Here is a 14,358-nt window from a genome sequence, read left to right as displayed (position 1 = left end):
CTCACATGACGTTGTCGGTAATGCTATGAACAGCGGCTATGCCCTGACAGCGGCCCGCCCGGCCCGCCGGCCGTAGAAGCTCCCGTCACCCAGTGACACGCCACTGGCATAGCCCCACGCCGCCAGGCCGGCGCTGCAGCGCCCTGCCGCGAAGAGCCCCGGGATCGGCTCGCCGCTGACGTGCAGTACCTCGGCATCGAGCGTGGTGTGCAGACCGCCGAGCGTGAAGCCGCCGGTGCTCTCACGCAGGTCGATCGCTCCCACCGGAGATTTGATCGGCCTGAGCCACTGCGCTTTCTTGTGCAGCAGTGGGTCCTCGCCCCGCGACGCACCGTCGTTGTAAGCATCGACCGTTGCTTGCAGTGAGTTCGGCGGCAGCCCGATTTCCGACTCCAGATCGGCGACGGTGTCGGCCACCCACGTCGGCGGCCGCAGCATCAGCTGAGGGGTCAATGAGGCCATCGCCTCCTCCTGGGCATCGCCGTCGATGATCAGGTAAGCCGTGTTGTTCTGGTGATACAGCGTCAACTGGCCGGCCCGGCCGGGATAGGTGTCCTCGGCGACATAACGCTGACCACGTTCGTTCACCAGGATCCCGCGCACCAACTGTTGAGGGTCGATGAAAAGGGCGACCTCGGTGGCATCCATGTGCGCCAGGTCCGCACCGATCGCCTGAGCCATCCGGATGGCGTGCCCGTCGTGCTGCTCGATCGAGGCGGCCGGGCGTCCGGCGATGCGCGGGGCATACCGGGCGGCCATGGCGTCGTTGTAGGCGAAACTGCCGGTGGCCAGGACTACTCCCCGCCGTGCCCGGATGTCCATCGTGGAGCCATACCGGCGGGCCCGGATGCCGACGACCCGACCGTCGGACTCGACGATCAGGGCCTGCACCCGCACGTCGTACCGCGACCGTGCCCCGGCCGCGGTGGCACTGTCGACCAGTCCCTTCATCAGCATGAAACCCGCGCTGGACTCGCCCTGCTTCTTGTTCTGCATCTGGGGGACGTGCCCACGAGGTGCCGGTGTGGCGATGGTGTTGAACGGATAGGAGTTCTCTCCGCCGCTGTACATGAGGCCCTGGTCGCCCATCGGCTCCCAGCCCGGCTCGCCGAAGAACTCGGCTTTGAACGGCACCCCGCAACCGACGAGCCAGTCGAAGTGCGCGACGCTTCCCTCGCAGTAGTCGGCGATGCGCGCGCCATCAGCGCCAGGACCCATGGCCACATTGAGAAAAGCAGCCATGTTGTCGACCGAATCGTCGAAGCCGCAAGCCTTTTGGATTTCAGTGCCGCCGCCGAGGTAGATGAATCCACCTGCCATGGAAGCGGCTCCGCCCCATGACCCGGTGCGTTCCAGCACCAATACGTCGGCCCCGGCACGTGTTGCCTCCACCGCAGCGGCCGCGCCGGCAACGCCGTAACCGGCGATCACCACATCGGCCTCGTCGGCCCACTCGGTGACCGTGCTGGCCGGGATCGGCCGGATGTCTTCGGTGAGTGTCACGGTTGCATGGCCTTCGGTAGATCGGTGACCCACTGGTGGCCCCAATAGCTGTCAGCGGTGATTTCCTCTGCCGTGTAATAGGATTCGTCGACCTTCATGCCATCGGTGCCGAACTCGATATCCCAGTCGCCGGGGGCGCGCACATAGAAGGACACCATCTTGTCGTTGGTGTGGCGGCCCAGGGTGGACGAGAGCTGGAAGCCCTCGGCATTGACCCGGTCGAGGGCCTGGCCCACCGCGTCAAGCGTGTCCACTTCGACCATGAGATGGATGAGGCCGGGATCGCGCAGCGTCTGTGCGGGGCAGATCGCGAGGCTGTGGTGACGCTGGTTGACTCCCATGAACCGCACCCGGACCGGTCCGAACTCCGGTGGCACCGGTACGCGAAACGCGCCGCGGGACTTGAAACCGAGGACCTCTGTGTAGAACTCGAACAAGCCGCTGACGTCGAGTGCGGGTAGCACCACGTGGCCCAGGCCCTGCTCGCCGGTGACGAACTTCGCGCCGAACGGCGTGATCACCGGGGAGTGGTCGAGTACCGGGCCATGGAACACCTCCAGCGCGGTGCCGGCCGGGTCCTCGAAAGCGATGGCTCCCTCGACCCGGCGGGCGTCGGCCTCTTGCAGTGACAGCTGTTTGAACGGCACGCCGGCGGTCTCTAGCGCCGCCTTCACCCGCTCAAGGTCGGCGTGGTCGCGTACCTCCCAGCCGACGGTGACGATCTTGTCGACGTCTCCGGGCACCACGATGATGCGCGCGGCCCGCTCGTCCATCCGCAGATACAGCGCGGATTCGTCCGGTCCGTCACCGGTGGCGAATCCGAGCACGTTGAAGGCGAAGTGCCGCCAGCGCTCGATGTCGGAGGCCGCGACGCTGACGTAGCCGAGGCTCTTGATCAATCCCATGTAGTTGTCTCCTCTCAGATCATCGCCCGCAGCGGACCCTGGGGATCCACGCCCAACGAACTCAGAGCGGAAGCGTGATAGACCGTCCCGGGGACGTGGATGGCGTGCGCCTGGCCGACGTGCACATCGCGCCAATAGCGTTGCAGCGGTTTGTCCATCCGGGCTGCATTGCCGCCGCAGCGTGCGAAGATCTCGTCGACCGCGGAAACCGCTCGCCACACCGCGCGGACCTGGGTGCGCCGGCCTGCGGCACGATCCTCGAAGGAGACGTCCCGGCCCGACTCGACAATCTCGTAGATGCGGTCGACGTTGGCCAGCAATTCCTGGCGGGCGGCGTTGATGTCCGCTGCGGCCTCGCCGATCGCGTACATCACGTAGGGATCGTCTTTGATCGCGACGCCGCTGGAGTTGACCCGCTCGCGTTGGTAGTCGAGTGCAGCGGCCAGTGCGCCCTCGGCGATGCCGATGGTCGCAGAACTGATCCCGAGCGGGAACATCGTCGACCACGGCATCAGATAGAGGGTGTCGGTCATCCCGGCCTCACGCTGAGCGGTACCGTCCATCACCTTCGTCGCGTCCATCGTCCGGTAGGACGGCACGAACGCATCCTTGACGATTACGTCCTTGGAGCCGGTTCCCCGCAGTCCCACTACATTCCACGAGTCCTCAACGATCTCGTAGTCCGAACGCGGCAGGATCATGTGCAGCATCTGCGGCGGCATCAGCGGCTTGCCCTCAGCGTCCCCGAGCATCGCGCCCAGGAAGATCCAGTCACAGTGATCGGTGCCCGAGCTGAACTGCCAGCGGCCGTTGAAGATGTAGCCTCCGTCGACAGGCTTGGCCACCCCTTGGGGCGCGTAGGGAGATGCGACCCAGGTGTCGACGTCGTCAGCCCAGATCTCGGCGGCAACCTTGGGGTCGGCGTAGGCCAGCTGGTACGGGTGCACCCCCACCACGCCGTTGATCCACCCGGCCGATGGGTCCAATGCCGCGGTTGCCATCACGGTCTCGGCGAACTCCCGCGGATGGACCTCCAGGCCGCCGTGAGCCTTCGGCTGCAGGAGGCGGATGTTGCCCGCCGACTTCATCATCTTGACGGTCTCATCGGTGAGCTTGCCGATCTTCTCGGCCTCGGCGCCCTGGTGGCGCAGCTGGTCGGCGATGTCGCGCACCCGGTCGATTACGCGCTCAGTCATTGTTCGGTCCTATCGTCGAGGGCTGTACTGATGGTGTACCGCTTTGATCCCGGTGGCGGGAGCCAATCCCGGTCAGTGGAAACGTGCCGACCACCGGCTCAGAATTCGATGTGGATGTCGTCGGAGGCCGGCCGCGCCTGGCAGCCGAGGATGATGCCGTCCGCGAGGTCCTCGGGATCCAAGATGTCGCTGACGGACATGTCCACATCGCCCCGTATCACCGTGGCCGCGCACGATCCGCACTGTCCCTCTTTGCAGGAATACGGGACATCGACACCGGAGCGAATCAGCACATCGACCAGCGTTGCCTGGCGCGGCCACCTCAGCCGGTGACTGGTGCCGTCCAGGTCGACCTGAAGCGCGGCGGCGTCGTTCTCGTCGGAAGCCGTTGCTCCTGCGCCGGTGTCGTCGCCGAACGGATCGCCGGACAGCGACTGGAACACCTCGAGGTGGATCCGCTCCCTCGGGATACCAGCCTCGGCGAGTGTCTCCTTGATGACCGCCATGAACGGTGCCGGCCCGCAGACGAATGCTTCGAAGCCGGCGGTCCCGAACACGCCCTTGGTGAAGCCGCTCAGCTGGGCCCGGGTCGGCAGGCCCTGGATCGATTCCAGCCAGTGCAGCACGGTCAGCCGGCCCGCGTAGCGAGCGGCGAGTTCGCGGAGTTCGCCGGCGAAGATCACCGAGCGTTCGTCGCGGTTGGCGTAGCACAGGACCACCCGGCCGGTACCTGCCGACAAGACCGATTTGAGGATCGACATCACCGGCGTGATTCCACTGCCGGCAGCCCACAAGAGGAAGTCGGCATCGAGGCTTGCCGGGGTGAACAGTCCAGCTGGGGGCAGCACTTCGATGGTGTCGCCCACTTTGATGTTGTCGCACAACCAATTCGAACCGTACCCGTCGGCGGTGCGTTTGACGGTCACCTTGGGTGCGGGGTCCGTGTGCGGCGAGCTCGCCAGCGAGTAGCACCGGGCCACCGAGCCGGTCAGGTCGCTTGGCACCCGCAGCGTCAGGAATTGTCCGGGCCGATAGGAAAATCGCTCCTGCTGGTCCCCGGGGACGGTGAAGACCAGAGAACGGGCGTCAGGGCTTTCATCGATGACATCGGCCACCGTGACAAGGACGCTCCGTCTGGTGTGGAGGCTCGCGTCGGTCATGGGCCGAGATTCTGGCTGACGAAGCCGATGGGGCAACCCGCCGATTCCAGTGGTTGGGAGGGCAGGGTAAGGCGTCCGGTCACCGGGAATCGCAGCGGCCGGGCCCACGACGCGCGCCTACCGTACGCCGTGTGAGCAGTGGATCGAAGAGCGTCGTGGATGTTGTAGTGGTGGGCGCCGGCTTCGGCGGCCTGTACGCGTTGCACAAGTTCCGGTCGCAAGGCCTGTCGGTGCGCGTCTTCGAGGCAGCGCCAGAAGTGGGTGGCACGTGGTACTTCAACCGCTACCCGGGCGCGCGTTGTGACGTCGAGAGCGTTGACTACTGCTTCTCGTTCTCCGACGAACTCCAGCAAGAGTGGACCTGGACCGAGAAGTACGCCACCCAGGCGGAAATTCTGACGTACATCAACTGGGTCGCCGACAAGCTCGAACTGCGTCGTGACATCACTTTCGAGACAAGGGTGAGTTCGGCAGTGCTCGATGAGCAGACGCTGCGCTGGACCATCACGACTGACACCGGTGAATCCGTGGACGCACGGTTCGTGGTGATGGCCACCGGGCCGCTGTCGGCCGCGATGACACCTGACTTCCCGGGCCTGGACACCTTCGCCGGGGACGTCTACCACACAGCCCATTGGCCCCATGAGAGTGTGGATTTCACCGGCAAGCGCGTCGCCGTCATCGGCACCGGATCATCTGGTATCCAGTCCATCCCGATCATCGCCGAACAAGCCGAACGGCTCTACGTATTTCAGCGCACCCCGAACTACAGTGTGCCGGCCGGTAACCGGCCGCTCACGGCGGATGAGATCGCCGACATCAAGGCCAACTACGCCGAGCGGCGCCGGATGTCGTGGCGCAGCGGCGGCGGATCCCCATATGTCGCACATCCCAAGCTCACCATGGAAGCGACGCCTCAAGAGCGCCACGACGCGTTCGAGAAGCGTTGGGAGTTGGGCGGTGTGCTGTTCTCGAAGACGTTCAGCGATCAGATGGTCTCTCTGGAAGCCAACGAAGAGGCCCGCAAGTTCTACGAGAACAAAATCCGTGCCGTCATCAACGACCCAGCGCTCGCCGAGGCGCTGATCCCCAACGACCATCCGATCGGTACCAAACGGATCTGCACCGACACCAACTACTTTCAGACGTTCAACCGACCCAACGTCGAGCTTGTGAGTGTCCGCAAGACGCCGATCGAATCGATCGACGAGTTGGGTATCAACACGTCGGATGCGCACTATGGCATCGACGCGCTGGTCTTGGCGACCGGGTTCGACGCGATGACCGGTGCATTGGCCAAGATCGAGATCGTCGGCCGGGACGGCAAGAAGCTGGCAGACGACTGGGCTGACGGGCCCCGTACGTACCTGGGTCTGGGCACCGATGGCTTCCCCAACCTGTTCCTGGTATCCGGCCCCGGCGCACCCGCCGTACTGGCCAACATGGTTCTGCATGCCGAAGCGCACGTGAACTGGATCGCCGACGCAATCGCCCATATCGATCAGAACAGCTACGCGGCAATCGAACCGACGGCCGATGCAGTGGACAGCTGGATCGCCGAGTGCGCCCAGCGTGCCGAGGCCACGTTGTTCACCAAGGCCAATTCCTGGTACATGGGTGCCAACGTGCCCGGCAAGCCCCGGATGTTCATGCTGTTCATCGGCGGCTTCGGGACATATCTCGATATCTGCAACGAGGCAGCGGCGGCTGGATACAAGGGGTTCGATCTGCTGAAGGCGCCGTAATGCCGGATCTGACGGGCCAGGTCGTCCTGGTCACCGGTGCTGCTCGGGGCACCGGCCGGGTGCACTGTGAACGTTTCGCCGACGCCGGGGCCGACGTCATCGCGCTCAATCGACACGAGGCCGTCGACGACCTTTGCGAGACGGCTGAAGGGGTACGGCTGCGTGGCCGGCGCTGTGCCATGGGGACAGCAGATATCAGCAGTCTCGCCCAGGTCACATCCGCAGTCGGTTCGGGTGTGACTGCGTTGGGCCGGCTCGACGTCGCCACTTACAAGAGGCTTCGGCCAGATCTGGACAATCCCACCGAAGCTGACGCGATCGAGGTGCTCACCGCCCGAAACCTGCTTCCGGTGCCGTGGGTCGAACCTGTCGATGTGGCCAACGCCGCGGTGTTCCTGGCCTCCGGCCAAGCTCGGTACATCACCGGTACTCAACTCGTGGTCGACGCCGGAACTACACAACGTTAGGAGGAGCAATGCCTGATCTGGCCAAATACGGCCCATGGGCGGTCATCGCAGGGGGGTCGGAGGGGGTGGGCGCCGAGTTTGCCCGCCAGCTCGCGAAGGACGGGTTCAACCTGGTTCTGATCGCCCGCAAACCGGGACCGCTGACGGACACCGCCGACCAGTGCCGTGAGTTCGGTGTCGAGGTGCGCGCGATATCCGTGGACCTGCTTGATCTGCAGTCGGTCTCGCGGATCGCCGAGGATACCGCCGATCTCGAGGTGGGGCTGTTGATCTACAACGCCGGCGCGAGCACGTGCAACGAGCTGTTCCTCGACACCGACCTGAGCGAGTTCCAGAAGGTCACCGATCTCAACGTGACCCGCATGCTTGAGATGGTGCAGCACTACGGAAGGTTGATGGCCGACAGAGGCCGAGGCGGAATCATGATCGTCGGTTCACTCTCGGGTTACATGGGCGCCTGGCGGCACTCCATTTATGCCGGAGCCAAGGCGTTTTCCCGGATGTTCGCCGAAAGCCTGTGGCTGGAGCTGCGTGAGCGCAACGTCGACGTTCTCGAACTGGTGCTGGGTGTGACGCGCACTCCTGCGATGGAGCGCGTCGGATTGAACTTCGATGCCCCCGGGATCCTGGTCAACGAGCCCGCCGAGGTAGCCGCCGAGGGCCTCGAGCATCTGGCGGATGGCCCGGTGTGGGTGGCCGGCGGCAATGCCGACCGCGCCGAAGCCAACAGCGCTCCGGACCGAAGCCGCGTGGTGCTGGAAACTCATCGGGCAATCGCGGCGCTCATCGCGGGGGCGCACTGACCGTGCGGATGGGCCTGTCGACGCCTGTGGTGGTACAGGTTCCCGGTGTTGCGTCGCCTTGGGAGGCCGAAGCCGGGATTGACGATCTAGCCCGAATTGCCGCTGCGGCTGACAACTTCGGGTTTGACTATCTCACCTGCTCGGAACATGTCGCGATCCCTTCGGCCGACGCCGCCACCCGCGGTGCGGTGTACTGGGACCCGCTGGCCACCCTGGGTTTCCTGGCCGCCCATACCAGGCGGATCCGGCTGGCGACATCGGTTCTGGTCCTTGGCTATCACCACCCGCTGGAGATCGCCAAACGCTACGGCACCTTGGACAAGGTGAGTGCCGGCCGTTTGGTGCTCGGCGTCGGAATCGGCTCCCTGGAAGAGGAATTCGGCCTGATCGGAGCACCCTGGAGGCAACGGGCCGCACGGGCTGACGATGCGCTGCGCGCGCTGCGCACATCACTGTCCAGCGCGACTCCGCGATACCGCGGGCCGTTCTACGCCTACGAGGGAATGACGGTGCTTCCCCATGCCCAGCAGGAGCGGGTGCCGATCTGGGTCGGTGGTCGCAGCGCCGGGTCGTTGCGGCGCGCGGTTGAGCTGGCCGACGGGTGGATGCCGTTCGGTCTGGCGTCCGGCGAGGTGCGGACTCTGTTGTCTGGAGTCGACCTGCCGCCCGAGTTCGACGTGTTGCTGTCGACAGCGGTGGATCCCGAAGCCGATCCGGCGGGCACCCGGACTGCCATAGCGGCGCTGCAGGATGCGGGCGCCACCGCGATCACCTGTGCTGTGCGTGCCGACAATGCCCGCCATTACTGCGATCAGCTCGCCAGGCTGCGTGACATTCAGGAGGAACAATGAGCACCGAACAGCAGATTCTCACCCGGCTGCAACGCCTCGAAGATGAACTGGCCATCACGAAACTGCTTGCCTCGTATGGTCCGTCCGTGGATGCCGGTAACGCCGACAATGCCGCGGCGATGTGGGCGATCGACGGTACGTACGACGTCGAAGACTGGCTGATGACCGGGCGTAAAGGTGTGCACGACATGGTCAGCTCGACCAACCACCAAAATCTCGTCGCCTCAGGTTGCTGTCATTTTCTGGGGCCGTCGATGGTCACGGTCGACGGGGACCGAGCTGTCGCGGTGTGCGAATCACTGGTCCTGTTACGCGACGGCGAGGCCGGGTATCGGGTCTGGCGGGCGACCGCCAACCACTTCGCGCTGGAACGTATAGAAGGACAGTGGAGGATCACGACGCGTACCAGCCGGTTGCTCAACGGGAACCCGTACGCGCACACTCTACTCAACCTTGGATTGGCGGGAGCGCCTGTCCCCGAGCAGATCTGAGAAGCCGTCATGTCCACTGCCGAATGCCCGTTGGTGTTCTTCTCATTCGTCGCACTCGATGGCGGTGGAGCCGAGGAACACCGACGTTACAACGAGTGGCATCAACTGGATCACCGGCCGGAGAATCTCGCCCTACCCGGAATCGCCTGGGGTGACCGGTGGAGCCGCCCGGCGGCCTGTCGTGAGGTTTCCACGGCCGAGCCGGGCCAAGCCGACACCGACTATGTCGCGATGTACTGGTTTCGATCGCCGGTCGAACAATCGGTGCGTGAGTGGGAGCACCTCGGTGCGGACTCATTCCAGTGGGGTCGCGGACCGATGATCCCCGGAGTGCGCCGCACAGTGCTCGCATTCTTCCGGCCGGTCAAGGGTTACGCGTCGGCCTCTGCGCTGGTGTCACCCGGTGCCATCCCGTACCGGCCCAATCAGGGGCTGCACCTGACGATGACCCGGTTTGCCGAACCCTTTGGCGCCGATACCCATGAGCATCACCAATGGGAGGATCGCGTGGCGATTCCGGCACTGCTGGAACTCGATGGGGTGGCCGGGGCGTGGACGTTCGCGCTGGATCATCACCAGAACAACGGGCTCGGTCTCCGCTCTGTGGCGGCCGCAGATCCGCCCGGCGGACTGCGGATCCGTCTGCTCTACCTCGACGACGACCCGGTCCGCGTCACCGGGTCCATCGTTGAGTGTTTGGAACAGACTGCGTCCGGGGCGACGGCCGGAGAATGCGTCATCGAAACGCCGCTGAAAACGATCGTTCCCTGGCAGGACTGGTGACCATGGGTGCCCTGGAGTACCTGCGCCGCTGAGGTTTTGTCATCTACCTCCGGCGGCCGCCACAGTGGTCTCGCCGGTCCGATAGATCATGGCCGGCGTCACCGTGCGATGTGCCGCGCGTACCTGTCTGGCGCCGTTGTGGGGCACGCGCGACAGGCTGTGGCAGATGGCCCACGACGCGCTGTGCACGGCGGCGGCGACGGGTTCGACGCGTGTCGTCCTGGCGGGTCCGCACAGCGACAACGCGAACCGGTTGCCGCCCTCGCTCCCCCCGATAGGTGCAGCCACGACGGTGACGCCCAGCTCGCACCCCTCGGCATCGATGGCCACCCCGCCGCGGGCGCGCACGGTGGCCAGGTTCCGATCCAGCTCTGCCCGGTTTCGAATTCCGTATGGCGACGTCATCGCATACCGCAACTCCGGCCAGTCCGACTCGTCGAACTGCGCCAGTAGCGCGCGTCCGGCGGCACTCTGCTCCACGGGCTGCTTTGAGCCGACCTGCCAACGATTGTCTTCGCTTGGCCACCCTCCGAAGCGTTCGATGTGCAGTACGTGCGTATCCGCCAGGACGCTCAGATGTGCCGTCAGGCCGGTACGCCGGTGCAGGTCCGCCATCACCGGCAGTGCCGCTTCGGGGACGCGACGCTGCCGTACCGCCTGCGAGCCGAGTTCGAACATCCTCAGTCCGAGCGCGTATTTGGCCCCTTGACGTTCGACCCAACCCAATTGCACCAGGCCCTGCAGGATGCGATGAGCTGACGAGCGGGGAACGTTTGAATACCGGCTGATCTCCGCCAGCGAGAGCGCTTGTCGCGCATCGAAGACGTCCAGAAGAGAAGCCACTCGATCGAGCATCGCTATTGGAGTTCCGTCGTCATGTGACGTTGGCACAACACCTCCATACCTGTCATACTCTGCATATGTGTCACAAGATGACAGGTGTGAGTCTAGGCACATCGCATCCGCGAAGTAAAGGACGTCACGTGCCTGCCGGCGGTCGGCACGCTCGGCGCGGTGCCACACCTCTGGCCGTTACCCCCTCCTTGCAGCAACAATCATCGAATGCCCAGAGGTAAGGGGCCGACGCTCACGGAGCGTCGCGCTGAGGAATTGCGGCTGGATATCGCCAGAACCGCATGCGACATTTTCATCGCCGACGGTGACACGACTGCGACCGTGGAGCGCATCTGCGCCGAAGTCGGCATCGCGACGCGTACGTTCTACCGCCACTTCCCGGTCAAAGAAGACGTTCTGGGACCGTTGTTCCGGCGGAGCGAGAACAACATGCGAGGTCTGTTGACCAGCGCTGCAGCGGATTCGGACCCCCTGGATGTCCTCGTCGACATGTTCACAGTCGAGGTCCGGCACCGGCAAGCAGCCGGGGCCCAGCATCGGCAGTCCGTCGAGATCGCACGGAAACTGATGTCGCTCGTCGCGGAGACACCGCAGTACCGCTTGCGATGGATGGAATGGAGCGAGAACCTCGCCGACGCGATCACCGAGTACCTGGCCGGCCATTTCAAACTGGGTGACGACGAGTTCACCCGGTCACTGCCGAGCAGGCTCATTGTCCACGTCAGCAGCAACGCCTACATCTGGTGGACCGACGCCAAGGAACCGCACGAACTCGACGAATTGATCGCCGCGCACCGGTCCGGAATCGGCCTGGTGCTGTCCGGCCTCGAGCGGTTGCGCTAGTCGCCAGGACTCAAGAACGTCGTGACCACCGACTCGAAGGCGGTCTTCGCCTCGATCATGGCCCAGTGTCCACAGTTGGGGAACACGTGAAGCTCCGCGTTCGGGATGGTGCGCATCGGAATCAACGCCATGTCAAGCGGACTCACGCGATCATCGCGCCCCCAGGTCAGGAGGGTCGGTGCCGCCACCTTGTGCATCCTGGCCCAGGGCATGGGCAGGTCCGAAGCCGCCATCGCGGCCATCATCGCCGCGAACGCCGCCTTGCCGTACATGCGGCGCGCCGCCGCCAGCGTCTCAGGATCGGTCGCCAGCGTCCAGCGTTCCTCGATGAGCTCCTCGGTGACCAGCGACCTGTCATAGACCATGGAATACAACCAGTCGACGAGTCGCTGACGCGTCGGGTCCTCGGTGAACTCCTGCAGGAGGCGGATTCCTTCACTGGGACCGGGGGAGAAGATGGTGGTGCCGATTCCGCCGATCGTCACCAGGCGGCCGACCCGCTCCGGCGAATTGATCGCGGTATGGATACCGACGCCGCCGCCCATGGAGTTGCCGACGATGTCCACTCGGTCGACTTCGAGGGCATCGAGGAACGGCGTGACCGCGCCCTGCGCGGTGATCATGGGGTGTCCGCCCCAGTCATCTGAGACGCCGAAGCCGGGGAATTCCAGAACCAGGCACCGGAACCGTTCGGCGAACGTCGGCAGCACACCCCGGAAGTTGCGCCAACCCGTGACGCCAGGACCCGAGCCGTGCAGGAACAGCACGGTTGGACCACTACCGACGTCGTAGTAGCGCAAAGTGCCTGCGCCGGTCTGGATCTCACGCAGGGTGTCCACGATGGCGGCGTCATTGGTGACCGGAACGGGATTCGACACAGGTTCTCTTTCGCCTCGGTGACTCGTCGTGCCCACCCTCACAGGCCCGAACCGGAGCCGCAACGGGGTGTTCCGCTGACCGGGTGATCGGCGAGGTTTTGCGCGCGGAGAGGCGAATTCCCGGTGGGTGGGACACCCAGTGGCGCGACCGGTGGCGAACTGTGATTGTTCCCGGTCGAGGCGTGTGGTCCGGGTCATACCAACCCCCGGATGTGATTCAGGCAAAGAACGGAGAACCGGATGCTGCAGCGGCAACTCGCCGGCCCACTCGAGGGGGTGGGTGGGTTGTTCGCCATGTCGGTGGACGCCGCCAGGTTCGTGGTGCGCAGACCCTTTCAATGGCGCGAATTTCTTGACCAGTCCTGGTTCGTGGCAAGGGTTTCGATGGCACCGACGCTGCTGGTGGCGATCCCGTTCACCGTGCTGGTGTCGTTCACCCTGAACATCTTGTTGCGGGAACTGGGCGCGGCGGACCTGTCCGGGGCGGGAGCGGCGTTCGGCGCCGTGACCCAGGTCGGGCCGATGGTCACGGTGCTGATCGTCGCCGGCGCGGGGGCCACCGCGATGTGTGCTGATCTGGGGTCACGCACCGTCCGTGAGGAGATCGACGCCATGGAGGTGCTGGGCATCAACCCGATCCAGCGCCTGGTGACCCCGCGGATGCTGGCCTCGGGTCTGGTCGCGCTGCTGCTGAACAGCGTCGTGGTGATCATCGGAATCCTTGGCGGATATCTGTTTTCGGTGTTCGTGCAAGACGTCAACCCCGGTGCCTTCGCGGCGGGCATCACCCTGCTCACCGGTATTCCGGAGGTCGTCATCTCTTGTGTAAAAGCGGCACTGTTCGGCCTGATCGCCGGCCTGGTCGCCTGCTACCGCGGTCTGACCGTGTCAGGTGGAGGTGCCAAAGCGGTGGGTAACGCCGTCAATGAAACGGTGGTGTATGCCTTCATGGCGTTGTTCGTGGTCAACGTGGTGGTCACCGCCATCGGCATCCAGATGACGACGCGATGACGGCGTCGACCGCGGTACTGCAGTCGGCCTACCCGCGCCTGTCGCGGGCCGTGAGACGGCCCGGGGCCGTGCTGGGCAGCATCGGTGACCATGTCCTGTTCTACGGCCGAGCCCTGGCGGGCATGCCCTTCGCGGCCGCGCACTACCGGAAGGAAGTCGTCCGGCTGATCGCCGAAATAAGCATGGGTGCAGGAACATTGGCGATGATCGGCGGAACCGTCGTCATCGTCGGATTCCTGACCCTGGCCACCGGTGGGGTCCTGGCCATCCAGGGCTACAGCTCGCTGGGCAACATCGGCATCGAAGCGCTCACCGGATTCCTGGCAGCCTTCATCAACGTCCGGATCTCGGCGCCCATCGTCGCCGGTATCGGTCTGGCCGCCACGTTCGGCGCCGGTGTCACCGCGCAGCTGGGCGCGATGCGGATCAACGAAGAGGTCGACGCGCTGGAATCCATGGCCATCCGGCCCGTCGAGTATCTGGTGTCCACCCGCATCGTGGCCGGCATGATCGCGATCACGCCCCTGTACTCCATCGCGGTGATCCTGTCGTTCCTGGCAAGCCAGTTCACCACGGTCGTGCTGCTCGGTCAGTCGGGCGGTCTGTACGGCCACTACTTCAGTACGTTCCTCAACCCGATCGACCTGCTCTGGTCGTTCCTGCAGGCGCTGTTGATGGCGTTGGCAATCCTGCTGGTGCACACCTACTACGGCTTCTTCGCCACCGGCGGCCCGGCCGGTGTGGGTGTGGCTGTCGGCAACGCGGTGCGGACGTCGCTGATCGTCGTCGTCTCGATCACGCTGCTGATCTCGCTCGCCGTCTACGGCTCCAACGGCAACTTCAACCTCTCCGGCTAGAGAAGGCATC

The 14,358-nt window shown here is 64.9% G+C and carries 15 protein-coding genes; 9 read left to right on the top strand and 6 right to left on the bottom strand.

The features are described from left to right. Positions 1 to 36 precede the first annotated feature (36 nt). The 4 genes from BN2156_RS16635 to BN2156_RS16620 all read right to left on the bottom strand — a co-directional run bounded on the left by BN2156_RS16635 (position 37) and on the right by BN2156_RS16620 (position 4,764). On the bottom strand, positions 37 to 1,503 hold the full coding sequence (locus BN2156_RS16635) for an FAD-dependent oxidoreductase (protein ID WP_210436657.1): 1,467 nt from the start codon (positions 1,501 to 1,503) through the stop codon (positions 37 to 39). Continuing rightward, the gene (gene bphC / locus BN2156_RS16630; RefSeq protein ID WP_162490876.1) at positions 1,500 to 2,408 is read right to left on the bottom strand and encodes a biphenyl-2,3-diol 1,2-dioxygenase; all 909 of its coding nucleotides are present in this window, start codon (positions 2,406 to 2,408) and stop codon (positions 1,500 to 1,502) included. The genes BN2156_RS16635 and bphC overlap by 4 nt, the downstream gene beginning before the upstream one ends. 14 nt (positions 2,409 to 2,422) lie before the next feature. Continuing rightward, entirely contained in the window at positions 2,423 to 3,604 is a 1,182-nt protein-coding gene (locus BN2156_RS16625; RefSeq protein ID WP_090516148.1) for an acyl-CoA dehydrogenase family protein, read from the bottom strand. Positions 3,605 to 3,702: 98 nt separating this feature from the next. Next, positions 3,703 to 4,764, bottom strand: a complete 1,062-nt coding sequence (locus BN2156_RS16620; RefSeq protein WP_090516147.1) for a ferredoxin--NADP reductase — start codon at positions 4,762 to 4,764, stop codon at positions 3,703 to 3,705. Positions 4,765 to 4,934: 170 nt separating this feature from the next. Between BN2156_RS16620 and BN2156_RS16615 the strand changes: the two genes are divergently transcribed. The 6 genes from BN2156_RS16615 to BN2156_RS16590 are packed head-to-tail and all read left to right on the top strand — an operon-like array spanning position 4,935 to position 9,904. Continuing rightward, complete coding sequence (locus BN2156_RS16615) at positions 4,935 to 6,509, top strand: flavin-containing monooxygenase (protein ID WP_210436702.1); 1,575 nt, start codon at positions 4,935 to 4,937, stop codon at positions 6,507 to 6,509. Next, positions 6,509 to 6,976: an SDR family oxidoreductase gene (locus tag BN2156_RS16610; RefSeq protein WP_090516145.1), complete on the top strand. Its 468-nt coding sequence runs from the start codon at positions 6,509 to 6,511 to the stop codon at positions 6,974 to 6,976. Before BN2156_RS16615 ends, BN2156_RS16610 begins: the two co-directional genes overlap by 1 nt. Positions 6,977 to 6,984: 8 nt before the next feature. Then, positions 6,985 to 7,779, top strand: a complete 795-nt coding sequence (locus tag BN2156_RS16605; RefSeq protein WP_090516144.1) for an SDR family NAD(P)-dependent oxidoreductase — start codon at positions 6,985 to 6,987, stop codon at positions 7,777 to 7,779. Between the two features lie 2 nt (positions 7,780 to 7,781). Next, positions 7,782 to 8,630: a TIGR03619 family F420-dependent LLM class oxidoreductase gene (locus BN2156_RS16600; RefSeq protein WP_162490875.1), complete on the top strand. Its 849-nt coding sequence runs from the start codon at positions 7,782 to 7,784 to the stop codon at positions 8,628 to 8,630. Next, positions 8,627 to 9,121: a nuclear transport factor 2 family protein gene (locus tag BN2156_RS16595; RefSeq protein WP_090516143.1), complete on the top strand. Its 495-nt coding sequence runs from the start codon at positions 8,627 to 8,629 to the stop codon at positions 9,119 to 9,121. The genes BN2156_RS16600 and BN2156_RS16595 overlap by 4 nt, the downstream gene beginning before the upstream one ends. A gap of 9 nt (positions 9,122 to 9,130) precedes the next feature. Then, positions 9,131 to 9,904, top strand: a complete 774-nt coding sequence (locus BN2156_RS16590; protein ID WP_090516142.1) for a hypothetical protein — start codon at positions 9,131 to 9,133, stop codon at positions 9,902 to 9,904. A 39-nt stretch (positions 9,905 to 9,943) separates the two neighbouring features. On the opposite strand, the gene BN2156_RS16585 is transcribed toward BN2156_RS16590, so the two are convergent. Further along, positions 9,944 to 10,747, bottom strand: coding sequence for an IclR family transcriptional regulator (locus BN2156_RS16585; RefSeq protein ID WP_235625376.1), 804 nt, complete (start codon positions 10,745 to 10,747; stop codon positions 9,944 to 9,946). 219 nt (positions 10,748 to 10,966) lie between these two features. Between BN2156_RS16585 and BN2156_RS16580 the strand changes: the two genes are divergently transcribed. After that, entirely contained in the window at positions 10,967 to 11,602 is a 636-nt protein-coding gene (locus BN2156_RS16580) for a TetR/AcrR family transcriptional regulator (RefSeq protein ID WP_090516140.1), read from the top strand. On the opposite strand, the gene BN2156_RS16575 is transcribed toward BN2156_RS16580, so the two are convergent. Then, positions 11,599 to 12,444, bottom strand: a complete 846-nt coding sequence (locus BN2156_RS16575; RefSeq protein WP_090517422.1) for an alpha/beta fold hydrolase — start codon at positions 12,442 to 12,444, stop codon at positions 11,599 to 11,601. The genes BN2156_RS16580 and BN2156_RS16575 overlap by 4 nt on opposite strands. 276 nt (positions 12,445 to 12,720) lie before the next feature. Between BN2156_RS16575 and BN2156_RS16570 the strand changes: the two genes are divergently transcribed. Both BN2156_RS16570 and BN2156_RS16565 read left to right on the top strand, forming a co-directional pair. Then, positions 12,721 to 13,491 carry an MlaE family ABC transporter permease gene (locus BN2156_RS16570; RefSeq protein WP_029110801.1) on the top strand — a complete coding sequence of 257 codons (771 nt, stop codon included), beginning with the start codon at positions 12,721 to 12,723 and terminating at the stop codon, positions 13,489 to 13,491. Further along, entirely contained in the window at positions 13,488 to 14,348 is an 861-nt protein-coding gene (locus BN2156_RS16565; RefSeq protein WP_090516139.1) for an MlaE family ABC transporter permease, read from the top strand. Before BN2156_RS16570 ends, BN2156_RS16565 begins: the two co-directional genes overlap by 4 nt. Positions 14,349 to 14,358 lie beyond the last annotated feature (10 nt).

The organism is Mycolicibacterium neworleansense (genome assembly GCF_001245615.1).
GTDB lineage: Bacteria > Actinomycetota > Actinomycetes > Mycobacteriales > Mycobacteriaceae > Mycobacterium > Mycobacterium neworleansense.
This window is presented reverse-complemented; position numbering and strand designations above follow the sequence as displayed.